Origin of the sequence: Microbacterium oxydans (assembly GCF_000956525.1) — a bacterium.
GTDB lineage: Bacteria > Actinomycetota > Actinomycetes > Actinomycetales > Microbacteriaceae > Microbacterium > Microbacterium oxydans_A.
The window spans coordinates 239,931-265,684 of record NZ_JYIW01000024.1 but is presented as its reverse complement, the minus strand read 5'-3'; the positions used below and the strand labels follow the sequence as shown (position 1 = coordinate 265,684).

26 protein-coding genes are annotated in these 25,754 nt (G+C 68.2%); 9 read left to right on the top strand and 17 right to left on the bottom strand.

Features of this window, described 5'->3' with window-relative positions:
• Positions 1–40: 40 nt before the first annotated feature.
• Both RS83_RS09765 and guaB read right to left on the bottom strand, forming a co-directional pair.
• On the bottom strand, positions 41–355 hold the full coding sequence (locus RS83_RS09765; protein WP_045279300.1) for a DUF2277 domain-containing protein: 315 nt from the start codon (positions 353–355) through the stop codon (positions 41–43).
• 55 nt (positions 356–410) lie between these two features.
• Positions 411–1,913, bottom strand: coding sequence for an IMP dehydrogenase (guaB, locus tag RS83_RS09760; protein ID WP_045279299.1), 1,503 nt, complete (start codon positions 1,911–1,913; stop codon positions 411–413).
• A 298-nt stretch (positions 1,914–2,211) separates the two neighbouring features.
• On the opposite strand from guaB, the gene RS83_RS09755 reads away from it, so the two are divergent.
• Genes RS83_RS09755 through RS83_RS09740 form a run of 4 tightly spaced genes read left to right on the top strand, consistent with a single transcriptional unit; the run spans position 2,212 to position 6,284 of the window.
• The gene (locus RS83_RS09755; protein WP_045279298.1) at positions 2,212–3,519 is read left to right on the top strand and encodes a branched-chain amino acid ABC transporter permease; all 1,308 of its coding nucleotides are present in this window, start codon (positions 2,212–2,214) and stop codon (positions 3,517–3,519) included.
• 5 nt (positions 3,520–3,524) lie between these two features.
• Positions 3,525–4,502, top strand: a complete 978-nt coding sequence (locus RS83_RS09750; protein ID WP_045279297.1) for a branched-chain amino acid ABC transporter permease — start codon at positions 3,525–3,527, stop codon at positions 4,500–4,502.
• 40 nt (positions 4,503–4,542) lie between these two features.
• Positions 4,543–5,508, top strand: a complete 966-nt coding sequence (locus RS83_RS09745; RefSeq protein ID WP_045279443.1) for an ABC transporter ATP-binding protein — start codon at positions 4,543–4,545, stop codon at positions 5,506–5,508.
• On the top strand, positions 5,505–6,284 hold the full coding sequence (locus tag RS83_RS09740) for an ABC transporter ATP-binding protein (protein ID WP_045279296.1): 780 nt from the start codon (positions 5,505–5,507) through the stop codon (positions 6,282–6,284). The genes RS83_RS09745 and RS83_RS09740 overlap by 4 nt, the downstream gene beginning before the upstream one ends.
• 180 nt (positions 6,285–6,464) lie before the next feature.
• Here the strand turns inward: RS83_RS09740 and RS83_RS09735 are convergent, their stop codons facing one another.
• From RS83_RS09735 to groES, 3 genes are all read right to left on the bottom strand, one after another.
• Positions 6,465–7,739 (bottom strand): ABC transporter substrate-binding protein, encoded by a 1,275-nt coding sequence (locus RS83_RS09735; RefSeq protein WP_045279295.1) that lies wholly within the window; start codon positions 7,737–7,739, stop codon positions 6,465–6,467.
• A gap of 145 nt (positions 7,740–7,884) precedes the next feature.
• Entirely contained in the window at positions 7,885–8,817 is a 933-nt protein-coding gene (rarD, locus tag RS83_RS09730) for an EamA family transporter RarD (RefSeq protein WP_045279294.1), read from the bottom strand.
• Between the two features lie 191 nt (positions 8,818–9,008).
• The gene (gene groES, locus RS83_RS09725; RefSeq protein WP_045279293.1) at positions 9,009–9,305 is read right to left on the bottom strand and encodes a co-chaperone GroES; all 297 of its coding nucleotides are present in this window, start codon (positions 9,303–9,305) and stop codon (positions 9,009–9,011) included.
• A gap of 142 nt (positions 9,306–9,447) precedes the next feature.
• Between groES and RS83_RS09720 the strand changes: the two genes are divergently transcribed.
• Positions 9,448–10,665 carry a class I SAM-dependent methyltransferase gene (locus tag RS83_RS09720; protein ID WP_045279292.1) on the top strand — a complete coding sequence of 406 codons (1,218 nt, stop codon included), beginning with the start codon at positions 9,448–9,450 and terminating at the stop codon, positions 10,663–10,665.
• A gap of 9 nt (positions 10,666–10,674) precedes the next feature.
• Here the strand turns inward: RS83_RS09720 and RS83_RS18320 are convergent, their stop codons facing one another.
• The 11 genes from RS83_RS18320 to coaA form a co-directional block, all read right to left on the bottom strand.
• Entirely contained in the window at positions 10,675–11,832 is a 1,158-nt protein-coding gene (locus RS83_RS18320; RefSeq protein ID WP_052679052.1) for a hypothetical protein, read from the bottom strand.
• The gene (locus RS83_RS09710) at positions 11,816–12,865 is read right to left on the bottom strand and encodes a hypothetical protein (protein WP_045279291.1); all 1,050 of its coding nucleotides are present in this window, start codon (positions 12,863–12,865) and stop codon (positions 11,816–11,818) included. Before RS83_RS09710 ends, RS83_RS18320 begins: the two co-directional genes overlap by 17 nt.
• Before the next feature lie 4 nt (positions 12,866–12,869).
• The gene (locus tag RS83_RS09705) at positions 12,870–13,391 is read right to left on the bottom strand and encodes a hypothetical protein (RefSeq protein ID WP_230115037.1); all 522 of its coding nucleotides are present in this window, start codon (positions 13,389–13,391) and stop codon (positions 12,870–12,872) included.
• Positions 13,388–14,455: a tRNA (adenosine(37)-N6)-threonylcarbamoyltransferase complex transferase subunit TsaD gene (gene tsaD / locus RS83_RS09700; protein ID WP_045279290.1), complete on the bottom strand. Its 1,068-nt coding sequence runs from the start codon at positions 14,453–14,455 to the stop codon at positions 13,388–13,390. Before tsaD ends, RS83_RS09705 begins: the two co-directional genes overlap by 4 nt.
• On the bottom strand, positions 14,452–14,958 hold the full coding sequence (gene rimI / locus RS83_RS09695; RefSeq protein WP_045279289.1) for a ribosomal protein S18-alanine N-acetyltransferase: 507 nt from the start codon (positions 14,956–14,958) through the stop codon (positions 14,452–14,454). Before rimI ends, tsaD begins: the two co-directional genes overlap by 4 nt.
• Positions 14,955–15,578 (bottom strand): tRNA (adenosine(37)-N6)-threonylcarbamoyltransferase complex dimerization subunit type 1 TsaB, encoded by a 624-nt coding sequence (gene tsaB / locus RS83_RS09690; protein ID WP_045279440.1) that lies wholly within the window; start codon positions 15,576–15,578, stop codon positions 14,955–14,957. Before tsaB ends, rimI begins: the two co-directional genes overlap by 4 nt.
• Before the next feature lie 40 nt (positions 15,579–15,618).
• A complete protein-coding gene (tsaE, locus tag RS83_RS09685; protein WP_045279288.1) occupies positions 15,619–16,104 on the bottom strand; it encodes a tRNA (adenosine(37)-N6)-threonylcarbamoyltransferase complex ATPase subunit type 1 TsaE in 486 nt (161 codons plus the stop codon).
• Entirely contained in the window at positions 16,101–17,207 is a 1,107-nt protein-coding gene (gene alr, locus RS83_RS09680) for an alanine racemase (RefSeq protein ID WP_045279287.1), read from the bottom strand. The genes tsaE and alr overlap by 4 nt, the downstream gene beginning before the upstream one ends.
• Complete coding sequence (locus RS83_RS09675; protein WP_045279286.1) at positions 17,204–17,563, bottom strand: holo-ACP synthase; 360 nt, start codon at positions 17,561–17,563, stop codon at positions 17,204–17,206. Before RS83_RS09675 ends, alr begins: the two co-directional genes overlap by 4 nt.
• Before the next feature lie 136 nt (positions 17,564–17,699).
• On the bottom strand, positions 17,700–19,547 hold the full coding sequence (gene glmS / locus RS83_RS09670) for a glutamine--fructose-6-phosphate transaminase (isomerizing) (protein WP_045279285.1): 1,848 nt from the start codon (positions 19,545–19,547) through the stop codon (positions 17,700–17,702).
• 87 nt (positions 19,548–19,634) lie between these two features.
• On the bottom strand, positions 19,635–20,612 hold the full coding sequence (gene coaA, locus RS83_RS09665; protein ID WP_230114837.1) for a type I pantothenate kinase: 978 nt from the start codon (positions 20,610–20,612) through the stop codon (positions 19,635–19,637).
• A gap of 3 nt (positions 20,613–20,615) precedes the next feature.
• On the opposite strand from coaA, the gene RS83_RS09660 reads away from it, so the two are divergent.
• The 4 genes from RS83_RS09660 to RS83_RS09645 all read left to right on the top strand — a co-directional run bounded on the left by RS83_RS09660 (position 20,616) and on the right by RS83_RS09645 (position 24,379).
• Complete coding sequence (locus RS83_RS09660; protein ID WP_045279283.1) at positions 20,616–21,560, top strand: Ppx/GppA phosphatase family protein; 945 nt, start codon at positions 20,616–20,618, stop codon at positions 21,558–21,560.
• Positions 21,561–21,616: 56 nt separating this feature from the next.
• The gene (locus RS83_RS09655; protein WP_052679051.1) at positions 21,617–22,081 is read left to right on the top strand and encodes a VanZ family protein; all 465 of its coding nucleotides are present in this window, start codon (positions 21,617–21,619) and stop codon (positions 22,079–22,081) included.
• Positions 22,078–22,812 (top strand): hypothetical protein, encoded by a 735-nt coding sequence (locus tag RS83_RS09650; RefSeq protein ID WP_082071617.1) that lies wholly within the window; start codon positions 22,078–22,080, stop codon positions 22,810–22,812. The genes RS83_RS09655 and RS83_RS09650 overlap by 4 nt, the downstream gene beginning before the upstream one ends.
• 106 nt (positions 22,813–22,918) lie before the next feature.
• Positions 22,919–24,379 carry a polysaccharide biosynthesis tyrosine autokinase gene (locus tag RS83_RS09645; protein WP_045279282.1) on the top strand — a complete coding sequence of 487 codons (1,461 nt, stop codon included), beginning with the start codon at positions 22,919–22,921 and terminating at the stop codon, positions 24,377–24,379.
• Here RS83_RS09645 and RS83_RS18315 read toward each other — a convergent pair.
• Entirely contained in the window at positions 24,370–25,497 is a 1,128-nt protein-coding gene (locus tag RS83_RS18315; RefSeq protein ID WP_052679049.1) for an ATP-binding protein, read from the bottom strand. The genes RS83_RS09645 and RS83_RS18315 overlap by 10 nt on opposite strands.
• Between the last annotated feature and the right edge of the window lie 257 nt (positions 25,498–25,754).

Sequence of the window (25,754 nt, the reverse complement as noted above, 5' to 3'; positions counted from 1 at the left end):
CAACGTCGTCGACGTGCGCAGGAAAAGACGGATCGGTGTCTCAGGATGCCGCGCGCGCCGCGCGCTTCTGCTCCTGGAACACCCGGATCGCCTCGTACCGCTCGGCCGAACGGGCGCGGCGCTTGTCGGCCTCCTCCTCGCGGATCTTCGGAGGCGCCGTGGTGACCAGATCGTCGATCAGGTGGCGAGTCGCGCGCGCGATCTCGGCGACGGCGCGATCGAAGACCTCCTGATTGGCTCTGGAGGGCTTCGTCGTGCCGGCGATCTTGCGCACGAACTGCAGTGCGGCGTCGGAGCATTCCTCGTCGGTCGCGGCCGGTTCGAAGTTGTTCAGCGGGACGATGTTGCGGCACATGCGAACCAGGGTAGGCCGATTCGCGCGCAACCCCAAGGGGTCGCGCGGTGCGCGGCTACTTCTTGTAGTTCGGCGCCTCGACCACGATCTGCACGTCGTGCGGGTGCGACTCCTTGAGCCCTGCCGAGGTGATGCGCACGAACTTGCCGCGCTGCTTGAGCTCCTCGATCGTGCGGGCTCCGACGTAGAACATCGACTGGCGGAGGCCGCCGACCAGCTGGTACGCGACGGCGGCGAGCGGACCGCGGTACGGGACCTGGCCTTCGATGCCCTCGGGGATCAGCTTGTCGTCGCTGGGGACGTCAGCCTGGAAGTAGCGGTCCTTCGAGTACGAGGTCTGCTTGCCACGGGTCTGCATCGCACCGAGCGAGCCCATGCCGCGGTACTGCTTGAACTGCTTCCCGGACTGGAACACGATCTCACCCGGCGACTCGTCGGTGCCGGCGAGCAGCGAGCCGAGCATCACTGCGTCAGCGCCTGCGACGAGCGCCTTCGCGATGTCACCCGAGTACTGCAGGCCGCCGTCTGCGATCACCGGCACACCGGCCGGACGAGCTGCGAGCGAGGCCTCGTAGACCGCGGTGACCTGCGGCACGCCGACGCCGGCGACGACGCGGGTGGTGCAGATCGATCCGGGACCGACGCCCACCTTGACGGCGTCGACACCTGCGTCGATCAGCGCCTGCGCGCCCTCGCGGGTCGCGACGTTGCCGCCGATGATGTCGATGTGGGCGAACGACTCGTCGGCCTTGAGACGGCGGACCAGGTCGATCACGCCCTGCGACTGGCCGTTCGCGGTGTCGACCACGAGCACGTCGACGCCGGCGTCGCGCAGCGCCTCAGCGCGCTCCCAGGCATCGCCGAAGAAGCCGATCGCCGCGCCGACGCGCAGACGACCCTGGTCGTCCTTGGTCGCGAGGGGGTACTTCTCACTCTTGTCGAAGTCCTTGATGGTGATGAGGCCGGCGAGCTTGCCGTCGTCGTCGATCAGCGGGAGCTTCTCGACGCGGTGCTTCGCGAACAGCGCGATGACCTCGCCTGCGGCGACACCGACTCGGGCGGTGACGAGGTTCTCACTCGTCATGACGTCCTTCACGAAGGTGGTCTGGCGCTCGAAGCCGGAGACGAAGCGCATGTCGCGGTTGGTGATGATGCCGACGAGCTTGCCGTCATCGTCGACGACGGGGAGACCGGAGATCCGGTACTTCGCGCACAGGTTGTCGACCTCTTCGACGGTCGCGTCCTGCGTCGTCGTGATGGGGTCGGTGATCATGCCGGACTCGCTGCGCTTGACGCGGTCGACGTGCGCGGCTTGGTCGGCGATCGAGAGGTTGCGGTGCAGGATGCCGATGCCGCCCTCGCGTGCCATGGCGATCGCCATGCGCGACTCGGTCACGGTGTCCATCGCGCTGGACAGCAGCGGGGTGGCGACGGAGATACGACGCGTGATCCGCGAGGACGTGTCCGCCTCACTGGGGATCACATCGGTGTGCCCGGGAAGCAGCAGCACGTCGTCGTACGTCAGTCCGACGAAACCGAAGGGATCGTGCTGTTCCATGTGGGGGCTCCTCCCGCGCGGTTCGCGCGATTCCGAATTCGAATAAGTCGGTCGTCGTCGTCCGATACGGGCCAGCACCCGTATGAAGATTCTAAGCGAGACGCGCCCGAGAACATTCCCAGCTGGGTGCATCGATCGCTCCGGATACAGGCACGACCTGTAGGAGAATCGCGGTCGGCACACTACGCTCAAATGCACTTGTCCATCACCGCAATCGACCCGACACTGCGGCGACAGCACTCACAGTGGAGGTTGCGTGGGACCCACGACACTCACCGTGCAGAGGAAGCGACCCTGGGTGGTCGCCTTCATCGGCATCCTGATCGCACTTTCCGCATTCCTCCTGCAACCGGCGGCACCCGCGTCAGCCGATACGACCGACGACGGTCAAGAGATCACCGACTTCTACTTCGCCGGGGTCATCACGTTCGACGACAAGCCCGTCGAGGGCGTCGTGATGTCGATCGAGGGCAAGGGCTTCAAGGGCGAGACCGAGACGGACGCCGAGGGCAAGTGGCGTCTGTACGTCCCCGAGAAGGAGAAGTACACGCTCACCGTCGATGAGGAGACCCTGCCGAAGGGTGTCATCGTCGACGCATCCCTGCTGCCGCCGGGCACGCAGCCGATCTCGGGAACGACGGCCTCATTCGAGGTCGAGTTCGGCCTCACCGGCACCAAGATCATGAATCTGTTCCTCGGTGAGGGCGAGCGGATCACGGTGTCGTTCATCGATCAGCTGCTCTCGCGGCTCGTCGGCGGACTGAACTTCGGGCTCCTCCTCGCGCTCGCCTCGATGGGTGCCGCACTCATCTACGGCACCACTCGCCTGTCGAACTTCGCACACGCCGAGATGGTGACGTGGGGCGGTCTCGTCGCTCTCGTCACGACGAGCTTCTGGCATCTGCCCCTCTGGCTGGGCATCGCGGCGGCGGTGATCGGCGGCGGGCTGTTCGGCTGGGCGTTGGATGCCGGCATCTGGCGCCCGCTCCGGCGGCGGGGCCTCGGGGTCGTGCAGCTGATGATCGTCAGCATCGGCTTGTCGCTCGCCCTCCGCTACGCCTTCCAGTACCTGATCGGCGGCGGTACCCGGCAGCTGCCGGGAGCGAGCCCCGCCCCCATCCAGTTCGGTCCGATCTCGCTGTCGTACATCGACATGATCGCGATGGGCGTGAGCATCGTCGTGATCCTCGGCGTCGCCTTCTTCCTCACCCGGACCCGCATCGGCAAGGCCACCCGCGCGATCTCCGACAACCCCCAGCTCGCGGCCGCCTCCGGCATCGACGTCGACAAGGTGGTCCGGTACGTCTGGATCCTCTCCGGCACGCTCGCCGCCATCTCCGGCATCCTCTGGGCGTACTTCCGCCCTGGTGTGAAGTGGGACATGGGCATGCAGATGCTGCTGCTGATCTTCGCGGCCATCACGCTCGGTGGCCTCGGCACCGCCTTCGGCGCACTCGTCGGATCGCTCATCGTCGGCATCGCCGTCGAGATCTCGACGCTGTGGATCCCGTCCGACCTCAAGTATGCGAGCGCGCTCGTCGTGCTCATCGTGATCCTTCTCGTCAGACCCCAGGGACTGCTCGGACGCAGGGAAAGGTTGGGCTGATCGCCATGGACTTCGGAAGCATCTTCTCCAACACCGCCGTCTACCTGTTCAGCCCGGTCACCCTCGCCTACGCGCTGGCCGCGACCGGCCTGGCGATGCACTTCGGCTACGCAGGACTCCTGAACTTCGGTATGGCCGCGTTCATGGCCATCGGCGGATACGGCTACGCCATCTCCGTGCTGACCTTCGGCCTGCCCTGGTGGATCGGCATGCTCATCGGTCTGCTCGGCGGCGCGCTGTTCGCGGTGCTCCTCGGCATCCCGACCCTGCGACTCCGAGCGGACTACCTCGCCATCGCGACGATCGCCGCCGGTGAGATCGTGCGTCTCCTCTTCACCACCCAGGTGTTCGACGAGTACACGAACTCCGCCGACGGACTCGCGCAGTTCAACGGCGGTTTCCGCGACGCCAATCCCTTCCCCGACGGCACGTACGGCTTCGGCCCGTGGACGTACAGCGCGAACGACCTGTGGAACCGGGTGTTCGGCCTGATCGTCCTCGCGGTCGCCGTGCTCCTGGTCTGGGCCCTGATGCGAAGCCCGTGGGGCCGCGTGCTCAAGGGCATCCGTGAGGACGAGGATGCCGTGCGCTCGCTCGGGAAGAACGTCTTCGCATACAAGATGCAGGCCCTCGTGGTCGGCGGCGTGATCGGCGCCGCCGGTGGGATCGTGTTCGTCCTGCCGTCGGCCGTCGTGCCGGGCAGCTACTCGACCTCGCTCACGTTCTTCCTGTGGACGGTCCTGCTGCTCGGTGGCGCCGCCACGGTGTTCGGTCCGACGCTCGGTGCGATCCTGTTCTGGCTCGTGTTCGCGTTCATGGCGAACCTGCTGCCGTCGATGGCGAAGGCGGGAATCCTGCCGATGTCGGACAGCCAGGCGTCCACCCTGGTGTTCATCTTCGTCGGTGTGGCTCTCATGCTGCTCGTGATCTTCCGCCCGCAGGGCATCCTCGGAGACAAGAGGGAGATGACCTTTGTCAAATGAACTGACCCCGGAACCGGCCGCAGCGCCGACGACCGGCAGTATCCGTCGACCGAAGACCACCGGCCTGACCAAGGGAGAGGTGAAGCCCGGCGTCGCCAAGGTCGATCCGATCCTCGTCGTCGATGCGGTGCAGCGTCGGTTCGGAGGCTTGACCGCCGTCGACGTCGATCACCTCGAGATCCCGCGCGGTGCCATCACGGCCCTGATCGGCCCGAACGGCGCCGGCAAGACGACCCTGTTCAACCTGCTCTGCGGGTTCGACAAGCCCAACAGCGGCACCTGGTCGTTCGACGGCAAGAACCTCTCGGGCGTCCCATCGTTCAAGGTCGCCCGGATGGGTCAGGTGCGCACGTTCCAGCTGACCAAGTCGCTGTCGCTGCTGACCGTGCTCGAGAACATGAAGCTCGGCGCCCCGCATCAGCGCGGCGAGGGGTTCTGGTCGAGCCTGTTCCCCTTCCTCTGGCGAACGCAGGACACGGAGATCGAGGGCAAGGCGCGCGATCTCCTCGCCCGGTTCAAGCTCGACGCCAAGGAGAAGGACTTCGCCGCGTCGCTCTCGGGCGGCCAGCGCAAGCTGCTCGAGATGGCCAGGGCGCTGATGAGCGACCCGACGCTGGTGATGCTCGACGAGCCGATGGCCGGCGTGAACCCGGCTCTGACGCAGTCGCTCCTCGACCACATCCTCGACCTCAAGGGCCTGGGCATGACGGTGCTGTTCGTCGAGCACGACATGCACATGGTCCGCCACATCGCCGACTGGGTCGTCGTGATGGCCGAAGGACGCGTCGTGGCCGAGGGGCCGCCCGACGAGGTCATGGAGGATCCCGCAGTGGTCGACGCCTACCTCGGCGCGCATCAGGACGTCGACCTCGGCGCGGTCACCGGCCGCATCCCCGTCGTCGAGGATGCCACGGCACGCAGGCTCCGAGAGCAGATCGAAGCGGAGGCTGAGGCGGAGTTGGAAGCCACGAGCACCGCCGACACCGACCAGAAGGGCAACGCATGAGCGCGGACAGCACCGCACCCGCAGCGCAGGCGTCGTCGTCATCGACCGACGACATCGTCGTCGAGATGAAGGACGTCCACGCGGGCTACCTTCCCGGCGTGAACATCCTCAACGGGGCGAACCTCGTGGCCCGCAAGGGCGAACTGATCGGCATCATCGGACCGAACGGCGCCGGCAAGTCGACACTGCTGAAGGCGATGTTCGGCATGGTGAACGTGCGCAGCGGCGAGATCACGTTGAACGGCGAGAGCATCGTCGGCCTCAAAGCGGACAAGCTGGTCAAGCGCGGGGTGGCGTTCGTTCCGCAGACGAACAACGTCTTCCCCTCTCTCTCCATCGAGGAGAACCTGCAGATGGGGCTCTACCAGAACCCCAAGATCTACGCCGAGCGTCTCGAGTTCGTCTCGAGCATCTTCGCCGAGCTGGGCTCGCGGTTGAAGCAGCGCGCCGGTTCACTCTCCGGCGGCGAGCGGCAGATGGTCGCGATGTCTCGCGCGCTCATGATGGACCCGTCGGTGCTGCTGCTCGACGAGCCCTCTGCAGGCCTCTCCCCCGTGCGGCAGGACGACGCCTTCATCCGTGTCTCCGACATCAACAAGGCCGGCGTCACGACGATCATGGTGGAGCAGAACGCACGGCGCTGCCTGCAGATCTGCGACCGCGGGTACGTGCTCGATCAGGGCAAGGATGCGTACGAGGGCACAGGACGCGACCTGCTGAACGACCCGAAGGTCATCGGCCTCTACCTCGGAACGCTCGGTACCGACGCCGCCTGAACGAGGTCGACCCACCCCCATACGTACGACCCGGCCCCTTGTGTTCACGCACAAGGGGCCGGGTCGTGTGTATAGGGGCCGCTCGGCACACGCGACAGCTGCCCAAGCAGGGTGCGGCACTGAGATACGACGAAGGCCCCGGATGCTGCATCCGGGGCCTTCGTGTGTGTGTGTGTGTGATCAGTTGGTGCGGGTGATCAGGTTGTCCGCGCCGTACTTGTAGGTACCGATCGAGGCGCCCTGCGGGTCACCGTTCTCGTCGAACGTGATCTCGCCGGAGTAGCCGTCGTAGTCGGCCGTTCCGCCATCGTTGATGATCTTGGCGCAGTCAGCGAAGGTGGTGCACTTCTCGCCGTCGCCGGAGCCGCCCGAGACCTCTTCCATCTTGGCTGCGATGTCCTTGCCCTCGGTGGAGCCTGCCGCCAGCGATGCAAGAGCCACGAGCACGACGGCGTCGTACGCCTCGGCTGCGTAGGTGAAGTCGTTGACCTCGGGGTTGCCCTCACCCGTCCAGTACGTCTGCAGACGGTCGGTGAAGTCATCCTGGAGCGCCGGACCCGGCTTCGTGCCCTGCGCGCCCTCGAGCGAGAACGAGAAGTTCGTGTCGGGCGAGGAGCCGTAGTCGGACAGGTTGCCGTCGACCAGGTACCACTTGTCCGGCGAGATGCCGGCGTTCTGCAGCAGCGGGGCGATGGTCTTGAACTGGTCGAACGACACGATCGCGACAGCGTCGGGGTTCGCGGCCTTGATGGTCTCGACCTGCGCGTCGAACTGACCGTCACCGACGTTGTACGACGCATCAGCGACGACCTCGCCGCCGGCGCCTTCGAACGTCGACTTGATGTTGTCGAAGAGACCCGTTCCGTAGGCGTCGTTCTGGTAGATCACGCCGAGGGTCTTGTGGCCGTCCTCGGCGATCAGGTTGCCGAGGACCTCGCCCTGCAGCAGGTCGCTGGGCGCGGTGCGGAAGTAGAGACCGTTGTCGTCCCAGTCGGTGAAGTCGGGACCGGTGTTCGACGCCGAGATCTGCAGGATGCCCGCGCTGACGTTGCCGTCGAGGATGAGGCGGGAGACACCGGATGCCGCTGCACCGACCATGGCGGTGACGCCGGCACCCTGGAGCTTGGTGATCGAGGTCTCGTACGCCTTGGTGTCGGTGTCGCCCTCGTCTTCAGCGGTGAGGTCGATCGTGACTCCGGCAGCGGCTTCGTTGACCTCCTTGACCGCGAGTCCGACGCCCGATTCCATGGGCGGTCCGAGGAAGGACAGCGAGCCGGTCTGGGGCAGGAGCGAACCCAGCTTCAGCGTCAGGTCGGCGGCGGGCTTGTCTCCACCGCCCTCGGAGGCGTTGTCACTCGGCGTGCCGCTACAGCCGGCGACGACCAGTGCGGACGCGCTGAGCAGCGCAATCCCGGCGAAGATCTTCGCGCTGCGCGAACCCTTCAGTGCATTCATTGGTGCTCCCTTGCGTAACTGAGCGTGGATCGTGACCACGGTCGGGTGCTCTAACCATAGGGCGTGGAGCCCGCGCGCAGGGGTCGCAAGTATTTCGGTGCGTTAACGATCCGATACCGAGCCGCACGGCGCCGGAACGGCTGATTCAGGCCGGTTCTGCGACTGCGGTTCCGCGCCCTCGGCGGGCCGCGAGGAGCAGGTCGACGACGAAGACCGCGATCGCGATCCAGACGATGATGAAGCCGATCCAGCGCTCGGTCGGCATCGGCTCATGGAGCACCGCGACACCGATGATGAACTGCATGACGGGCGTCACGAACTGGATCATGCCGATGACCGTCAGGTTGATCCGACGAGCCCCCGCGGCGAAGAGCAGCAATGGCACGGCGGTGGCCACACCCGCGAAGGCGAGCAGCACCGCATGCCAGGTGCCGTTCATGCCCATGGTCAGCCCGGCCGGAGTGGTGGCGACCACCACGAGCTGCACGACCGCGATCGGGATCAGCCAGAACGACTCGAGCGTGAGACCGCTGACGGCATCGACCGCGGGTCCGATCTTCTTCTTGATGAGGCCGTAGAGACCGAACGAGGCCGTGAGCGAGAGCGCGATCCACGGGAAGGCGCGGTAGGCGACGACGATCACGATCACCGCGACCGCCGCGATGCCGATGGCCGCCCACTGCAGGGAGCGGATTCGCTCCTTCAGCACGAAGACGCCGAGCAGCACGGTCGTGATCGGGTTGATGAAGTAGCCGAGGCTGGTCTCCACGACGTGACCGGTGAGCGTGCCGATCAGGAAGACCTGCCAGTTCACGTAGATCAGCAGACCGGCGAGTGCCGTCCACCCCAGCAGCTTGGGGTCGCGGATGATCGTGCGCAGCGCTGCCCACCCGCGCATGATCGTGAGCAACACGAGGCAGAAGACGAAGGAGAGCAGCACGCGCCAGGCGACCACCTCCCAGGGGCCCGTCGGCACCAGCAGCAGGAAGTAGAGGGGAAGCACTCCCCACAGCAGATACGCTCCCCCGGCATATGCGACTCCGGCGGTCTGCGCTGCGCGGGTCGTCTCGGGGGTCACCGCACAACCCTATGCCCGGCTCATGCTCACAGACGTCGGGTGCGGCTGGGGCGACGCCACTTTGGCAGGAATCGGTGGCCGGCTGTCCGTGCGGGTCGGTGCGCTCCGGCGGGTATGCGGAAGGGCCCGGATGCATGATGCATCCGGGCCCTTCCGAGAACCTGTCGTTCGACAGGCTCGAGAACCTGAGATCAGCGAACCACGACCGCCAGGACGTCGCGAGCCGACAGGACGAGGTACTCGTCTGCGCCGAACTTCACTTCGGTGCCGCCGTACTTGCTGTACAGGACACGGTCGCCGACGGCGACGTCGATCGGAACGCGGTTGCCGTTGTCGTCGATGCGGCCGGGGCCGACAGCCACGACCTGGCCCTCCTGGGGCTTCTCCTTGGCAGTGTCGGGGATGACCAGGCCACTCGCGGTGGTCTGCTCGGCCTCGACCTGCTGGATGACGATGCGGTCTTCGAGCGGCTTGATGGAAACCGACACGGTCTACCTCTTCTTTCTTGACGCTGACACGAAAGACTTGTTCGCACTCTCAACCCGAGAGTGCTAATCCAGTCTATGCCGTCCATTGGCACTCATGCAATGCGAGTGCCAGCCCGCGCGACACGCGCCGTAGTCTGGACGGGTGGAGATGTCCGAGCTGCGAGCCCTGCTGACCCCCGACGGCCTGGCGCTGCTCGACGGGACCGATCCGATCGTGTCGACCGCCGAGGTCGCCCGCGCCGTCTCCCGGCTGCGCGCCGCAGGGCACGCCCCCGAACTCGTCACCGCGGTCGTCGGGCAGTCCACTCTGCGGGCCAGAGCCGCCGCGAAGTTCGGCGGGTTCGCCGGACGGATGCTGTTCACCAAGGCCGGTCTCGAACAGGCGACCCGCCTCGGCGTCGCAGCTCGGCACGCTCAGCGCATCCGTCAGGCGGGGATGACGAGCGTGGCCGACCTCGGCTGCGGGATCGGCGGAGACGCCCTCGCGTTCGCCGGCGCAGGACTCGACGTGCTCGCCGTCGACGCCGACGAGGTCACCGCCGCGATCGCCGCGTACAACCTCGCGCCGTTCCTGCACACCGAGAACGGCGAATCCGGCGTCGTCGTGCAGCACGGCACCGCTGAGGCGACCGACATCAGCGACTACGACGCTGTCTGGATGGACCCGGCTCGACGCACCTCTGGCCACAGCGAGACCCGCCGCGTCTCGGCCGACGACTACTCCCCCTCACTGGATTGGGCGTTCGAGCTCGCCTCACGTGTGCCGACCGGGATCAAGCTCGGCCCGGCGCACGATCGCGATGCCCTCCCCGACGAGGCGGAGGCGCAGTGGGTGAGCGCCGATGGCAGTGTCGTCGAACTCGTGGTCTGGACCGGAGCGCTCGCTCGCCCAGGTGTGCGACGCGCGGCGCTGATCATCCGCGGCGAGCGCTCGCATGAACTCACGGCCGGGGCGGATGCCGAGGATGCTCCGGTGCGCGAGCTCGGCGCGTTCCTGCACGAGCCCGACGGTGCCGTGATCCGTGCGCGGCTGATCGGCGACGTCGCCCGCAGTCTCGACGCCGGCATGCTCGACCCGAAGATCGCCTACCTGACCTCGGATGCTGCGCTGACGAGCCCGTTCGTGCAGTCCTTCCGGGTGCGCGAGACGATGTCGGCGAACCCGAAGGCGATCAACGCCGCGCTGAAGGCGGCGGACATCGGCACGCTCGAGATCAAGAAGCGCGGCGTCGACATCGACCCTGCCGCCTTCCGCAAGACGCTCACGCTGCGGGGCACGCAATCGGCGACGCTGATCCTCGCCAGGGTGGGTTCGCAGCGCCTGGCGATCCTCGCCGATCGAGTGCCGGTCGCGGCCTGAGGCAGCACTTCAGCCGGTCGGAGCACGGCCTGGCGCAGAGTCATCGTCGTTCTCGGAGAACTCGCTGAACGTCACACTCGCCGGCGTCGGATCCCGGGTGATGACGAGGTAGGGCGTCTGGCTGACCGTATAGGCGACCTGGATCGTCCATGCCTCGGATCCGTCGGCACCGTCGTCGACGAAGACGACGGTGCTGATCCCGTCCTTGATCGCGACCTCGGTCGGAACGCACTGTCGATCGCCACTGGCTGCATCGACCACGAGACAGGTCTGCATGCCGTTGTCGGCCCGGTCATCGAGCAACCACACGGGTTCGTCGCGGAAGGAGCCGATGATCGAGAGGCTCCGCACGATGCCCTCGGACATCAGTTCCTCGACCCGGGCCCGTTCCGCGCCCGGGTACTGCTCGACCAGGCTGCCATTCGTCTGCTCCCAGCGCTGGATGGACACCATCGGCTCACGCGTCGTCGAGAGCAGCAGATACGCGTTGACACCGATGTCGTTCACGAACTCAGAGGCCGGATCGGCGACACCGGGAATCGTCACGCTCGCCATGAGCGAGAACGAGTTCGAGTCGTCGCGCGGCGCGCACTGCTGACCGGACTCCTCGCCGACGTCGAGCACCAGGCATTGCAATTCGCTGTCTTTCTTGGTGCCGTACCAGACCAGGGCTCCCTCGTCGTCCTGACCGACCGCTCGCAGGCTGCCCTCGTCGTAGTCGCCAAAGTCGTAGAGCTCGAGACGCCGCTGCTGCTGCTCGGCGGTCAATGAGATCGCCTCCCGGTCCTGACCGAACAGCGCCCATCCCGCCCCGACTCCGATTGCGAGCAGGAGGACGGATGCCACGGTGGCGAAGCGCCAGTGCCGTCGCAACTCGCGCAGCCGCGGTCTGACACGGCTCGTCGTCGGTGCGTCGTCCACCGAGGGGTCTTCAGTGGCCTCCTCGACGGCCGGTACGACCTCTGGGGTGTGCGTCGGGACCCGCGACACCTCGGCCGCATCCGGCAGCGACACCTCGGCCGCATGCGCGATGGACGCAGCCGGTGCTTCCCGGCGTTCGAGGTCTCGCAGCCGCGCGGCTTCGGCATCCGTCAGCCCGCCATCGCGACCGTACGCCTTGCGCTGGAGCATCCGGAGCTCGTCGTCGTCGTCACTCCTCTGCGGCATCACCGGTGTCCCCGCTCCTGATGATGACGAGGTTCGCGCCGACGCTCGATGCCCGATTCCACTCGGCTCGCGTCGGCTCGCCCGACTTCGGATCGACGTACTCGATCCAGAGATCCTCGTTCACGCCGTTCTCTCCGCAGTGCATCACGGACCTATCCGCCGATGCGGCATAGATCAGGCACTGTGCGCCGTTCTCGGGGTGGAATCCGGTCCAGATCGCGTTGTCGCCGTCGTATCCGACGACGAACACCGTGTTCGCTTTGAACCCCTGATCCACCAGTCCCGCGGCGAAACGCTCCTCCTCAGGGTTCGCGAACATGGGTTCGACCTCTCCGCTGATGACGGATGCGCTCACCATCACGGCGGGCTGGCCTCCGGGAGAGAGCAACAGGTGTCCGCTGATCTCGGTCTGCTGCTCGCCCTCGACCACCAGCCTCGTCGAGACGCCGGACACCCGGACCGATGCGGTGTCCTGACAGGCGACTTCGGTCTGGTCACCGTCGCCGATCACGAGGCACGTCTTCTCGCCGGCCATCTTGGTCGCGTACCAGAGCACGACGCCGTCATACCCTGCGACCGGACGCACCGAACCCGGATCGTATCCGCCGTCGGCGAGCGCCGTCTGCCATTCCTGCTGCTGCGGCGTGAGCTCGATCGACTCAACACCCGAGCGTCCGAACAGCAGCCATCCGGCACCGATCCCGATGATCATGGCCCCGACGACGGCGATGAGCGCAGGACGCCAGTGGGCCACGATGGCGGAGCGGAGGGAACGCGGAGCCGCGTCTGTCTGCACGTCGTCGGTCGACATGCCAGGCGTGGATGCAGCATGTTCGTCGGCGTGGGACGTGCCGACCAGCGCCTCCGGCACACCGGAGATCAGCCCCGGAGTCGGAGTGACCGGCGTCGGCCCGGCCCGGCGGCGGGAGAGCTCGCGGAGCCTGCCGGCCTCCGGCTCGCTCAGCTCGCCGCCACGTCCGTACGCGCGTGCCTGCAGTGCACGCAGTTCGTCCCGTTCGTCGGCGCCGAGCATCGATCTACCCCAGGACTTCGAACTGCATGGCCGCCCAGATCAGCCAGCCGGCGCTGTACAGGGTCGCGACGAGGCCGAGCACGAGGGCCCAGCGGGCGATCGCTCGGCTCTCCACCGGACGACGCAGCGACATGACCGCCGCGATCACCGCGACGATCGCGACCGGGATGCCCCAGCCGACGAAGAACGATGCGCCGAGCGCCACGATCGCGGCGAGCAGCGCCCACGGGGCGAGACGCGTGTCATCGACGGGCGCTGCGCCGGTCGACGGCACCCACTCCGGCTCGTCTGCCGCGTCGATGTCGGGGCCGGTGGCGACGACGGGCTCGATGCCGACGGGGCCGGTCGGCAGCTTCGAATACCCCTCCCGCCTGGCACCGGGAAGCCGTGCGGCGCCCGCCGGATGCTCGACCTCGCCGCTGGGCTGATCGATGCTCGTCGGGGTCGCCGCGCCGGCTCGAGCGGCGGCATCCGACTGCGGCCTCTGACCGTCTGCAGCGTGCGGGTCGCGCGTCGCGTCGCTCACGTCGCCACCGCCTCGGCGATCTGGATCTCGGTGACGGGAAGCGTCGAGTCAGCGCCGAACGCCAGCGTCGACGGGCGACGCCCGGAGGAGATGAGCTCAGCGGCGAGCGCGGCGATCATCGCGCCGTTGTCGGTGCACAACGACAGCGGCGGGATCCGCACGGTCACCCCGGCGGCCTCTGCACGCGTCAGAGCCACCTCGCGCAGTCGACGGTTCGCGATCACGCCACCACCGAGCAGCAGTCGAGGCACGCCCAGATCGGCGCACGCGGCGAGCGCCTTCGTCACGAGCACATCGACCACCGCTTCGCGGAAGCTGGCCGCGACATCGGCGACAGGCACCTCGACACCGTCTGCCTCGCAGCGCTCGACCCACCGCGCGACTGCGGTCTTCAGACCGGAGAACGAGAAATCGTACCGGTGCTTCGCCAGATCGGATGCCCGGGACAGCCCCCGAGGGAAGCGGATCGCGGTCGGGTCGCCGTCGAGTGCCGCCCGATCGATCTCGGGGCCGCCAGGGTACGGCAGCGACAGGAGCCTGGCGACCTTGTCGAAGGCCTCGCCCGCAGCGTCGTCCATTGTCTCGCCGAGCAGCTCGACGTCGGTCGTGAGATCGCGCACGTGCAGGAGCGACGTGTGCCCACCGGAGACCAGCAGCGCGATCGTGGGGTACTCCAGGGGTGCGGAGTCCGCCGTGAGGATGTCGGCGGCGATGTGGCCCACCAGGTGGTTCACGGCGTACAGCGGCTTGTCGAGCGACACGGCGAGTCCCTTGGCGGCGCCGACGCCGACCATGAGTGCCCCGGCGAGACCGGGGCCACTGGTCACGGCGACGGCATCGAGTTCATCGAGTCGCACGCCTGCCTCGGCCAGCGCGGCATCGATGGAGGGTTGCAGCGCCTCCAGATGTGCGCGCGCGGCGACCTCCGGCACGACACCGCCGTAGCGGGCGTGCTCGTCCATGCTGGAGGCGATCGTGTTCGACAGCAGGGTGCGCCCGCGGACGATCCCGATGCCGGTCTCGTCGCAGCTCGTCTCGATGCCGAGCACCAGCGGCTCACTCATGCGGTCGCCTCCTTGGCGGGGTCTGCGGTTGCTGCATCCGGCGCCGTCGCTGCACGTTTGCGCAGATCGACGCGCATCACGATCGCGTCCACGTCATCCGGCTGATAGTAGTGCGGACGCCGGCCGATCTCCTCGAAGCCCTCGGAGATGTAGAGGCCCTCCGCAGCGGGGTTGTCGGCCCTGACCTCGAGGAACACCTCGCGAGCGCCCCGCTCGGAAGCCGCGTCGAGCAGTGCACGCAGCAACGCACGACCACGACCCCCGCCGCGGTGCTCTGCTGCGAAGGCGATCGTCTGGATGTCTGCATCCGCGCTGCCCAGGAGCGCACGCACACCGCCGTAGCCGATGATGACGCCGTCGTGCTCGTCGACGAGGTAGCGTCCGTGCGGGCTGGCCAGTTCGGAGCGCATCGCGTCGGCGCTCCAGGCGTCGGTCGGGAACGAGCGCGTCTCGATCAGCATGATGGCGTCGAGGTCGTCAGCGGCCGCGGGTCGCAGCGTCATAGCCCCACCTTCTTGGGGGCACCGGGCACCGACACGTCGGGGTGCCGCAGGTACAGCGGCTCCTCACCGGTGAGCGTGCGACCGGCGGCGACCGCTCGCGCGCCGACGCGTGCGAGGTCGACGCCCGACAGCGTGGCGACGTCGACGCGATGGATCCCCTGGAGGTGCGCATCGGCATCCGCGTGCCGCACGAGCACGGTGTCGGCGACGATGTTCGGGATGCCGTCGGCATCCGTCCCGTCGAACACCGTGATGGCGAACTCCCGACGGCGCGCGTCGGTCACGATCGCGAACGGTCCTGGGCGGCTCTCCGTCTCGATCACGGTCAGCGCGGCGCCGAGATGGCTCGGCACGGAGATGACCGGGATACCGCGGCCGAGCGCGAAGGCGCGCGCCGCGGCGATGCCGATGCGCAGACCGGTGAAGGGTCCTGGTCCCATGCCCGCGACGACGTGCGTGATCTCAGCCGACCCTGCGTCGGTGAGCACCTGCACCAGCAGATCGCCGATGACCTCGGCGTGTCCGAGCGGATCAGCGGTGCCGGCTTCCGCCCTCGGCGAGCCATCGGAGTCGATGGCAGCGATGGCTGTTCCGAGGGAGGTGTCGACGGCGAGGATCACCCTCCCAGGGTAGTCGGCGTTCGTCCGTCGCGAGCTGGCCTCAGACGCCGGCACGGGCGATCGTGACGATGCGCGGGGCATCGGCATCGAGCTCGGACGCATCGATGTCGTCGCCGACGCTGCCCACCGGGCGTTCCAGCTCGATGTCCCACCAGGCGTCCGCGAGCTCTTCGGCCATGCCCCGTCCCCACTCGACCACCACCACCGAGCGCGCGAGGTCGAGATCGAGGTCATCGAGCTCAGCGCCCGATCCGAGCCGGTAGGCGTCGACGTGCACGAGCGGCGCGCGGCCCACGAGCGACGGATGGGTGCGCGCGATCACGAACGTCGGGCTCTGCACGGGGCCGCGGACGCCGAGGCCGTCGGCGAGCCCGCGGGTGAACGTCGTCTTGCCGGCGCCGAGCGGTCCGGTGAGCACGAGCAGATCACCTGCGTCGAGCTGCTCGCCGATGCGGAAGCCGAGCTGCTCCATCGCCTCGGCCGTCGCGATCTCCGAGCGGCCGAGGAAGGCGGGATCGATGCTCATGAGGCCCGCCGTGGCACGCGTGCGCCGATGCGCGTGACGATCTCGTAGTTGATGGTGCCGGCGGCATCCGCCCAGTCCGCCGCCGAGGGCAGACCGAGCGTCGGGTCGCCGAACAGCACGACCTCGTCGCCGATCGAGACCGGGGTGTCGCCGACGTCGACGACGAACTGATCCATCGCGATGCGTCCGACATTGGTGAAGCGGCGACCGCCGATCGACACCGGCAGCTTGCCCGATGCCTGCCGCGGCACGCCGTCGGCGTATCCCAACGGCACGAGCACGAGCGTCGTGTCGCGCTCGGTGCGGTGGTCGTACCCATAGGAGACCCCGGTTCCGGCCGGAACCCGTCGCACGGCGGCGACCGCGCTGCGCAGGGTCATCGCAGGGCGCAGTCCGAGCTGCGCCGAACTGCGGTCGTCGAAGGGCGAGAGGCCGTAGATGCCGACGCCGACCCGGACAGCGTCGAGGCGCATCTCGGCGTGCTCGATCGCAGCGGCCGTCGCGGCGATGTGCCGGATCTCGGGGCGGATCCCGGAGGATGCTGCGGCCGCGACCCCCTCCTCGAACTTCGAGAGCGCTGCGCGATCGTCATCGAGCGACGTGTTCGAGAGGTGGCTGAAGAGTCCGACGACCCGAAGGCGTCCGATCCGCTCGAGACGCGCCGCTTCGGCGAGCACGCGCCCCCAGTCGGCGGGGGCGATCCCGTTGCGCGAGAGGCCGGTCTCGAACTTGAGGTGCACGGCCACCGGGCGGTCGACGCTCGCGACGACGGATGCCGCCTCGAGCTGGTCGAACGACGAGATCCCGAGCTCGATGTTCTCGGCGGCAGCCTGTTCGAAGCGTTCACCCGGCGCGTGCAGCCACGCCATGATCGGCGCGTGCACGCCCTGCCTGCGCAGCTCGAGCGCCTCGGGGATCTCGGCGACGCCGAGCCTCGTGGCGCCCCCGGCGAGCGCGGCGACGGCCGATGCCGCTGCACCGTGGCCGTAGGCGTTGGCCTTGACGACGGCGATGACCTCGACGCCCGTGAGCCGGCGGAAGTGCCGCACGTTGTCGGCGATCGCATCCAGGTCGATCGTTGCTTCGCGGAACGGGACCGTCACAGTGGTGCTCCTTCGGCGACGACGAACGCGGTCGCGAGACCGGCGTCATGGGACATGGACAGGTGCAGCGAGGTGATGCCGCGCTCGGCGACCACCGCTGCCGTCGAGCCGGACAACACGAAGACCGGTCGGCCGGATGGTTCGGAGGCGATCTCGATCTCGGTCCAGTGCACCCCGTCGGAGCCGCCGAGCGCCTTGATCAGTGCTTCTTTGGCGGCGTAGCGTGCGGCGAGCGATGCCAGCCGCAGGGTGCGTTCTGACGGGGCGAAGAGTCGCTGCAGCAGGCGTGGTGTCCGCTCGAGGGTCCGCTCGAATCGCGGGATGTCCACGAGGTCGATGCCGGTCCCGATGATCACCGGACAAGCCTACTCGGCACCCCTCCCCCTGTGCCGAGCCACCCCCTTGTACGCGAGCGGCCCCCGTCTGTGCAGCACCCAAGGGGGTGGCTCGCGCAGAAGGGGGCCGGTCGGCGGGGTGGGCGGGGTGGGGCGACTACTCGACCGTGACCGACTTCGCGAGGTTGCGCGGCTGGTCGACGTCGAGACCCTTGGCCGTGGCCAGCGCCATCGCGAAGATCTGCAGCGGCACGACCGCCAGCAGCGGCTCGAACATCGCGCCAGCGAGCGGGATGCGGATGACCTCATCGGCGAACGGCAGCACCGCGGCGTCGCCCTCTTCGGCGATCACGATCACACGGGCACCGCGGGCGCGGATCTCCTGGATGTTCGAGACGACCTTCGAGTGCACGAGTGCGGAGTGACGGGGCGAGGGCACCAGCACGAAGACGGGCTGGCCCGGCTCGATCAGCGCGATCGGACCGTGCTTGAGCTCGCCGGCGGCGAAGCCCTCAGCGTGGATGTAGGAGATCTCCTTGAGCTTCAGCGCACCCTCGAGGGCGATCGGGTATCCGACGTGGCGACCGAGGAACAGCACCGAGCGGGTGTCAGCCATCCATCCGGCGAGCTGGGTGACGTGCTCCTGCTCGCTCTCCAGCACCTTCGCGATCTTCTCGGGCAGTGCCGACAGCTCCTCGACGTCGGTCGTGGCATCGGCGATGGAGCCGCGGACGCGGCCCATGTGCAGGCCGAGCAGCAGCAGGGCGGTGATCTGGGCGGAGAACGCCTTCGTCGAGGCGACGGCGACCTCGGGGCCGGCGTGCGTGTAGACGACGGCATCCGACTCACGAGGGATCGTCGCGCCCTGCGTGTTGCAGATCGAGAGCGTGCGTGCGCCGCGCTCGCGGGCGTACTTGACGGCCATCAGTGTGTCCATGGTCTCGCCGGACTGGCTGATCGAGACGACGAGCGTGTCTTCGCCGATCACCGGGTCGCGGTAGCGGAACTCGTGCGCGAGCTCGACGTCGACCGCGACGCGTGCCCACTGCTCGATCGCGTACTTGCCGACGAGTGCTGCATAGGATGCCGTGCCGCACGCCGTGATGATGACGCGGTTGATCCCGACGAAGAGCTCGTCGAGTCCGTCGAGCTCGGGGATGACGACCTGGCCGCCCTGGATGCGTCCGCGGATCGTGTTCGCGACGGCCTCGGGCTGCTCGGCGACCTCCTTGGCCATGAAGCTCGACCATCCGCCCTTCTCGGCGGCGGCGGAGTCCCACGACACCTCGAACGACTCGGGCTCGACGGAATTGCCGTCGAAGTCGGTGACGGTGACGTCATCCGGTGTGATGGAGACGATCTGGTCCTGCCCGATCGCGAGCGCCTTGCGCGTGTGCTCGACGAACGCCGCGACGTCGGAGCCGAGGAAGTTCTCTCCCTCGCCGAGACCGATCACGAGCGGGGAGTTGCGGCGGGCGCCGACCACGAGGCCGGGGTGGTCCTGGTGCATCGCGAGCAGCGTGAACGCACCCTCGAGGCGGTTGACGATGCTGCGGAACGCGAGCTGCAGGTCGCCGCCGTTGCCGGCGTACTCGCGGCCGAGCAGTGCTGCCGCCACCTCGGTGTCGGTCTCGCTGCGGAACTGCACGCCGTCGGCCAGCAGCTCCTCACGCAGGGCGGAGAAGTTCTCGATGATGCCGTTGTGGATCACGGCGAGCTTGTCGTCATCGGCGAGATGCGGGTGGGCGTTGACGTCGGTCGGACCGCCGTGCGTCGCCCAGCGCGTGTGACCGATGCCGGTCGTACCGTCGGGCAGCGGCGCGTCGGCCAGCGAGTCGCGGAGCATCGCGAGCTTGCCGGCCTTCTTCCGCATGCCGAGCACTCCGTCGCCATCGATCACGGCGACGCCCGCGGAGTCGTATCCGCGGTACTCGAGCCGGGCGAGACCGGCGAGAAGGACATCCTGGCTGGGGCGAGGGCCCACGTATCCGACGATTCCACACATGGGATCAAAGATACGGTCGTTTTTTTGCGAGTCGTCCGAACAATAGGGGGGATCCTGCACACGCCTCGGCGCGGAGTCGTCGACGCGTCAGAGCTTGCGCAGCAGCACGGTCTCCACGGTGTGGTCCGCTCCCTTGCGCAGCACGAGCCGAGCACGGTGCTTCGTCGGCATCACGTTCTCGACGAGGTTCGGCATGTTGATCTCGTTCCAGTACCCGAGCGCGGTGGCGACGGCCTCTTCGTCCGTGAGATGCGCGAAGACGTTGAAGTAGGAGGACGGATTGCTGAAGGCGCCCTGCCGCAGGGCGAGGAAGCGGTCGACGTACCACTTCTCGATGTGCGCGCTGTCGGCGTCGACGAAGATCGAGAAGTCGAAGAGATCGCTCACCGCGACATCGTTCGGCGCGGCTGGTGGCTGCAGCACGTTCAATCCCTCGACGATCACCACGTCGGGGCGACGCACCACGACGTGCGCATCCGGAACGATGTCGTAACGCATGTGCGAATAGAAGGGGGCGCGCACCTCCGGCGCACCGCTCTTGACCTCGGTGAGGAACTCGATCAGCGAGCGACGGTCGTAGGACTCGGGGAAGCCCTTTCGGTCCATGAGCCCGCGGCGCTCCAGCTCGGCGTTGGGATACAGGAAACCGTCGGTCGTGACCAGCTCGACGCGGGGCGTCCCCGGCCAGCGACTCATGAGTTCGCGCAGGAGTCGGGCGATCGTCGACTTGCCGACGGCGACCGACCCGGCCACACCCACCACGAAGGGCGTGGTGGTGTCGTCCTCCTGGAGGAACGAACTGGTCGCGGCTCCCAGACGCTTCGTCGAGGTCGCGTACAGGCTGAGCAGCCGGCTCAGCGGCAGGTAGACCTCGCGCACCTCGGTCATGCTCAGGCGGTCACCGATGCCCCGAACCTCGACGACCTCGGTCTCGCTCAGCGGCTGGTCGAGGCCGGCCGCGAGCCGCGCCCATTCCGCACGACCGATCTCCCGGTACGGAGACAGCGGCAGCGTGGGGTCGGCGGTGGTCACGCCTCCATCGTAATGGGGGACGAGTAGTGTCATTCCGTGCGCCTCGGAGTCCTCGATATCGGATCGAACACCGTCCATATGCTCGCCGCCGACGTCCGCCCAGGCGGCAGGCCGCTGGCGACGACGAGCGACCGGACGGTGCTGCGCCTGATGCGCTACCTCACACCCGACGGGTCGATCGCCGAAGAGGGCGTGGTCGCTCTCGAGGCCGCGGTCGCTCAAGCGCGCCGCGTCGCCGAGACCGAGCGGGTCGATGCGCTGCTCGCGACCGCGACCAGTGCAGTGCGCGACGCCCGCAACGGCGCAGAGGTGATCGCCAGGATCGAGGCTGCGCTCGGACAACCGCTGCAGGTGCTCGACGGCGAGACCGAGGCTGAGCTCACCTTCCTCGCCGTGCGACGCTGGTTCGGGTGGTCGGCAGGGCAGATCCTGCTGCTCGACATCGGCGGCGGCTCGCTCGAGATCGCGGCCGGCGCAGAGGAACTGCCGGATGCAGCGGCATCCGTCCCGCTCGGCGCAGGACGGATGACGGTGCAGTTCCTGCCGAACGATCCCCCTGGCGAGGATGATGTCGAGCGGTTGCGTGCGCACGCCACCACGACGTTGAACGGCGTGCTGCCGCAGTTCGCCGCGCTCCCCCGCCCCGATCACGTGGTCGGATCGTCGAAGGCCATTCGCTCCCTTGCGCGCCTGGTGGGCTATCCGGTGCCCGGTTGGTCGGGAAGCGAGCGGATGCTGCTGCCCCGTGCCGCGCTCGGATCCTGGATCCCGCGACTCGCCCGCCTCCCGGCATCCGCTCGGCAGGAGCTTCCCGGCATCACCCCCGACCGCACGTTCCAGATCGTCGCGGCCGCCGTCTCGCTGCACACCGCGATGACGCTGCTGCGCGTCGACGAGCTCGAGGTCTCGCCGTGGGCGCTGCGAGAGGGAGTGCTGCTGCGCTACATCGAGCAGCTGAGCTGGAGCGACGGACGCTCCTGAGAGCGAGCGGTCACCGACCGGATCGAACACCCAGACTGGCCCCATAGGCTCGCTCCATGCCCGTATCCCGCATCCCGACTCTCGCCGTGATCGCCCGCGTGCTGCTGGTCCCGTACGTGATCGGACTGGCGCTGATCGTCTGGCTGCCGGCTTCGATCGCCGGGCGCGTGACGGGCATCGCGTTCCGCCTCGCCCGGTATGTCTCCGAGCACTTCGGCGTCGCACTGTCGACGAGCTACACGGTGTTCGAATTCCTCGCGAACATCGCGCTCTTCGTGCCGTTCGGGCTGCTGCTCGCGGCTGCCTGGCCTCGGCGCAGCCCGTGGCTGATCATCCTGATCGGGTACGCCGTGAGCGCCACGATCGAGCTCGGGCAGACACTGCTGCCGAGTCGCTTCCCCACGATCTCCGACGTGATCGCGAACACCCTGGGCACGATCATCGGGTGCGTCGTGGCACGCATGCTGCTCAGCCTCTCGCCGACTCATCGCCGCTTTCGAGCCTCTACGGTGGAGGCATGAGCTTCCCCTTCGACGACGGGCCTCCCCCCGGCGTGAGCCGCCGAGAATGGCGCGAACGCAACCTCGACGCTGCAGCGCCCGAGGCGGAATCACCGCTCGCCGGTCTCCTGGGCGGCCCGAGCCCGACGGCGAAGCCGAGCGCACCGCCGACGATCCTCACGGTCTGCACCGGCAACATCTGCCGTTCCCCCATGGCCGAGGTGCTGCTCCGCGCCCGCCTCGAGCCGCTCGGCGTTCGCGTGCACAGTGCCGGCACGCATGCGATGGTCGGCCATGGCATGACGGAGCAGGCGCAGGATCTCGCGGTGCGAGCCGGCGCATCGCCCGAGGCGGCCTCCGCCCACGTGGCGCGCTATCTCGTCGAACCGCTGCTCGCCGAGTCCGACCTGGTGCTCGCGATGTCGCGCGAGCACCGCTCGCACATCGTGCAGATGATGCCGAGCCGACTGCGACAGACCTTCACCGCGCGCGAGTTCGCCCGTCTCGCGTCGACGCTCACCGACGATGCGGTGCGTGCGGTGGCCGATGCCGCAGGCGCCGAGCCGCGGGCACGACTCTCAGCCGCGCTCCGGCTGCTCGGCGACCAGCGGGGTCTCACGCTCGCCGCGGCGGAGGATGACGACGTGATCGACCCCTACCGCCGATCGCAGGCCACGTACGAGGCGTCAGCGGCCCAGCTGATCCCGGCCATCGACGAAGTGGAACGCATCGTCAGGGCGGCGCTCCGCTGACGACGCACCGTCATATCGGTCACTCGGGGGCGCGCGCGGCCCCGTATGCTCGTTCTCAATGCCTTCCCGTGCGTGAGTCCTCGGGATATGTGAGGGGAAATCACAGGTGGAACTGAGCGACTACTTCCGTATTCTGCGCGCGCACTGGATCGTGATCCTCGTGGCGACCGTTCTCGGCGCCGGAGCCGCGTTCGGGTGGAGTGCCCTGCAGCCGCGGGTGTACGCGGCCGACACGACCGGGATCGTCACGGCCGTCGGCGGCGACGGGAGCTCGGGCGCTGCGCTCGTCGGCAACCAGTTGGCGCAGAGCCGCGTGAAGTCGTATCTGAACCTCGGCTCGTGGCGGGCGGTGGCGGAGCACGCCATCGATGACCTCGGACTCGAGGCGACGCCGGAGTCGCTCGTCTCACGGGTGTCGGTCACGAACCCGACCGACACGACCGCGCTCAAGGTGACCGCGACCGGGGCGACGCCGGAGACCGCGCAGGAACTCGCCGAAGCCTGGATGCGCGGCATGGCGGTCGAGATCGAGAAGCTCGAGGGCGGCACCGAGTCCTCTCCTGCGGCCGTGAGCCTCATCGTGGGCGACTCCGCACGCCTCCCCACCGCTCCGTCCTCGCCGAACACTCGCCTGAACCTCATCATCGGCGCGCTCGCCGGACTCGCGATCGGGCTCGTCTACGCCTTCGTCCGCCACACGGTCGACCGTCGCATCCGTCATCCGCGCGACATCGAGCGTGAGACCGGCGTCTCGGTCATCGGCACACTGCCGCTGGAGAAGACGATGGACGGCGAGCGCCAGGTCATCGACTTCTCGCTGGACACGCAGCACGGGGTCTCGCACCACACGATCGAGTCGATGCGCGAGCTGCGCACGAACCTGCAGTTCATCGACGTCGACAACCCGCCGCGCGTGATCGTCGTGACCAGTTCAGTGCCGGGCGACGGAAAGTCGACCGTGGCCGTCAACCTCGCCTCGAGCCTCGCCGCTGCGGGCCAGTGGGCGATCCTCATCGACTGCGACCTGCGTCGCCCCGTGATCGCCGACATCTTCGGCATCTCCCGCGACGTCGGTCTGACCGACATCCTCGCCGGCCGCGCCGAGCTGCAGGACGTCGCGCATCGACCCAACCGCGACGTGCCGCTCGCCGTGCTCGGCGCCGGCCGCATCCCGCCGAACCCGAGCGAGCTGCTCGGCTCGCACCGCATGCAGGACTTCCTCGCGGAGATCAGCAAGACCGCGATCGTCATCCTCGACTCGCCTCCGGTGCTGCCGGTGACGGATGCCGCGGTGCTCGCTGCGAACGCTGACGGAGTCATCGTCGTCGTCTCGTCCGGCAAGACGACCTTCGACATGCTGCAGCGCGCGATCGCCAGCATCCAGCGCACCACCGGCCGTGTGCTCGGCGTCGTGCTGAACAAGGTGCCCCGCAAGGGTGCCGAGTCTGCGTACTACGGACGCGAGTACTACGGCGCCTACGAGCGCTACGGTCGGGAGACCGAGGCGGACGATGCCGCGAAGGCCGACGCCGAGCCCGGCGTGCGCCGCCGCGGCCGTCAGGCCTGAGCGACCGCCGGGGTCAGGAGCCCGTCGCCGACGAGGCGCTGCACTGCGGCATCCACCGTGGCGTCGGCATCGAGTCCTTCTGGAGCGCCGTGCTCGGCGATCACGGCGGCGACGATCCCGTCGAGCGTGCAGCCGGAAGCCGTGGCCGCCCAGATGGCCGGCCCGATGCCGTCGAGCACGCGCAGCGTGGTCCCCTCGACGGAACGCTGCAGCACCGCCACCCGCCCGTCTGCGATCTCGAGCTCATCGACGATCTCGGCCCGGCTGAACATCCCTGCCGTCGGGTCGGCGGATGCGGTGGCCGTCGACCCGTCACGGCTCGCTGCGTCGATCGCCGGGGCCCCGATCGCTGGGACCTCGATCGTTGAGACCTCGGTGCGGAGCAGCTCCGCGATCGCGTCGTCGATCGTCGAGACCTCGCGGTAGTGCACTCGCACCGCTCCCCCGGTCGCCGCAAGGATCGCGTCGATCGTGCGCAGCGGGGCGTCGGCATGGCCGAGGTAGCTGGTCTGCGGAGCGAGCAGCTCAAGCGCCGAGACGAGGTCGAGCCGTTCGACCTCCGGCACGTCAGGTCCGTCCGCGGAGCGGTCGAGGACCACGATCTTCGCGACGCGGAGCGCAACGGGCACCGGACGCCCGCCGTCGAGCGAGGAGAGCGCGATCTGCTCCTTGTGCATGCGATCGGGTTGGATCACCGAGAGCGGCTTCCGATACGGGACCACGCTCCCGTGCTCGTCGATCGCGATCGTCTCGTCGCTGATGTACGCGTAGCGACGGGAGAGGTGCCGAGCGGCGGTGGTCTTGCCGGTACCTGACGGGGCGCTCAGCACCACGACGTTGCCGCTCTCGTCGGCGAGCCCTGCGGCGTGCAGCATCCAGAGTCCGTCGTCCTTGCGGTGGGCGAGCGCCAGCAGCGTCACGTCGGTCGACAGCATCGCAAGGGCTGCATCATCGTCGAGCTCCGGACGGTCCGTCGCCGTGGCATCCATGGATCGGTCGCCCTCATAGAGGGCATCCGCCCACGCCGCGTGCGCCCGACTCCGGAACGACGGGTCACGGCGCGAGACGTCGATCTCGATCACAGCACCGACCGCGCTGACGAGGAAACGATCAGGCATGTACGTAGCCTAGCCAGCATCCAGATCGTGCCGAGGGCCGACCGTTTCGACACAATTCGCGCAGAACGCTCAGCACGCGCAGACATAGTGCACAGTGCGCGCTTTTTCTCCATTCGATGAAGAAGAGGTTTTTCTGGGCTCTAGCGTGTCTCCCACGGTGAGGCTCCTGGGGGATGCCGACGACGTTCGCGTCGCCTCTTCGCAGACCTGAGACACGTCCGCAGCGGTGAGGAAGTACCCGTCATGACCGAAGAATG

Bases quoted from the DNA above. Each gene is read 5' to 3' on its own strand.
- RS83_RS18320 (WP_052679052.1), bottom strand. From the start codon at position 11,832: ATGCCGCAGAGGAGTGACGACGACGACGAGCTCCGGATGCTCCAGCGC.
- RS83_RS09655 (WP_052679051.1), top strand. From the start codon at position 21,617: ATGCCCGTATCCCGCATCCCGACTCTCGCCGTGATCGCCCGCGTGCTG.
- RS83_RS09710 (WP_045279291.1), bottom strand. From the start codon at position 12,865: ATGCTCGGCGCCGACGAACGGGACGAACTGCGTGCACTGCAGGCACGC.
- RS83_RS09740 (WP_045279296.1), top strand. From the start codon at position 5,505: ATGAGCGCGGACAGCACCGCACCCGCAGCGCAGGCGTCGTCGTCATCG.
- rimI (WP_045279289.1), bottom strand. From the start codon at position 14,958: ATGACGCTGCGACCCGCGGCCGCTGACGACCTCGACGCCATCATGCTG.
- coaA (WP_230114837.1), bottom strand. From the start codon at position 20,612: ATGACACTACTCGTCCCCCATTACGATGGAGGCGTGACCACCGCCGAC.
- RS83_RS09735 (WP_045279295.1), bottom strand. From the start codon at position 7,739: ATGAATGCACTGAAGGGTTCGCGCAGCGCGAAGATCTTCGCCGGGATT.
- tsaD (WP_045279290.1), bottom strand. From the start codon at position 14,455: ATGAGTGAGCCGCTGGTGCTCGGCATCGAGACGAGCTGCGACGAGACC.
- guaB (WP_045279299.1), bottom strand. From the start codon at position 1,913: ATGGAACAGCACGATCCCTTCGGTTTCGTCGGACTGACGTACGACGAC.
- RS83_RS09765 (WP_045279300.1), bottom strand. From the start codon at position 355: ATGTGCCGCAACATCGTCCCGCTGAACAACTTCGAACCGGCCGCGACC.
- glmS (WP_045279285.1), bottom strand. From the start codon at position 19,547: ATGTGTGGAATCGTCGGATACGTGGGCCCTCGCCCCAGCCAGGATGTC.
- RS83_RS09650 (WP_082071617.1), top strand. From the start codon at position 22,078: ATGAGCTTCCCCTTCGACGACGGGCCTCCCCCCGGCGTGAGCCGCCGA.
- tsaE (WP_045279288.1), bottom strand. From the start codon at position 16,104: ATGAGCATCGATCCCGCCTTCCTCGGCCGCTCGGAGATCGCGACGGCC.
- RS83_RS09750 (WP_045279297.1), top strand. From the start codon at position 3,525: ATGGACTTCGGAAGCATCTTCTCCAACACCGCCGTCTACCTGTTCAGC.
- RS83_RS18315 (WP_052679049.1), bottom strand. From the start codon at position 25,497: ATGCCTGATCGTTTCCTCGTCAGCGCGGTCGGTGCTGTGATCGAGATC.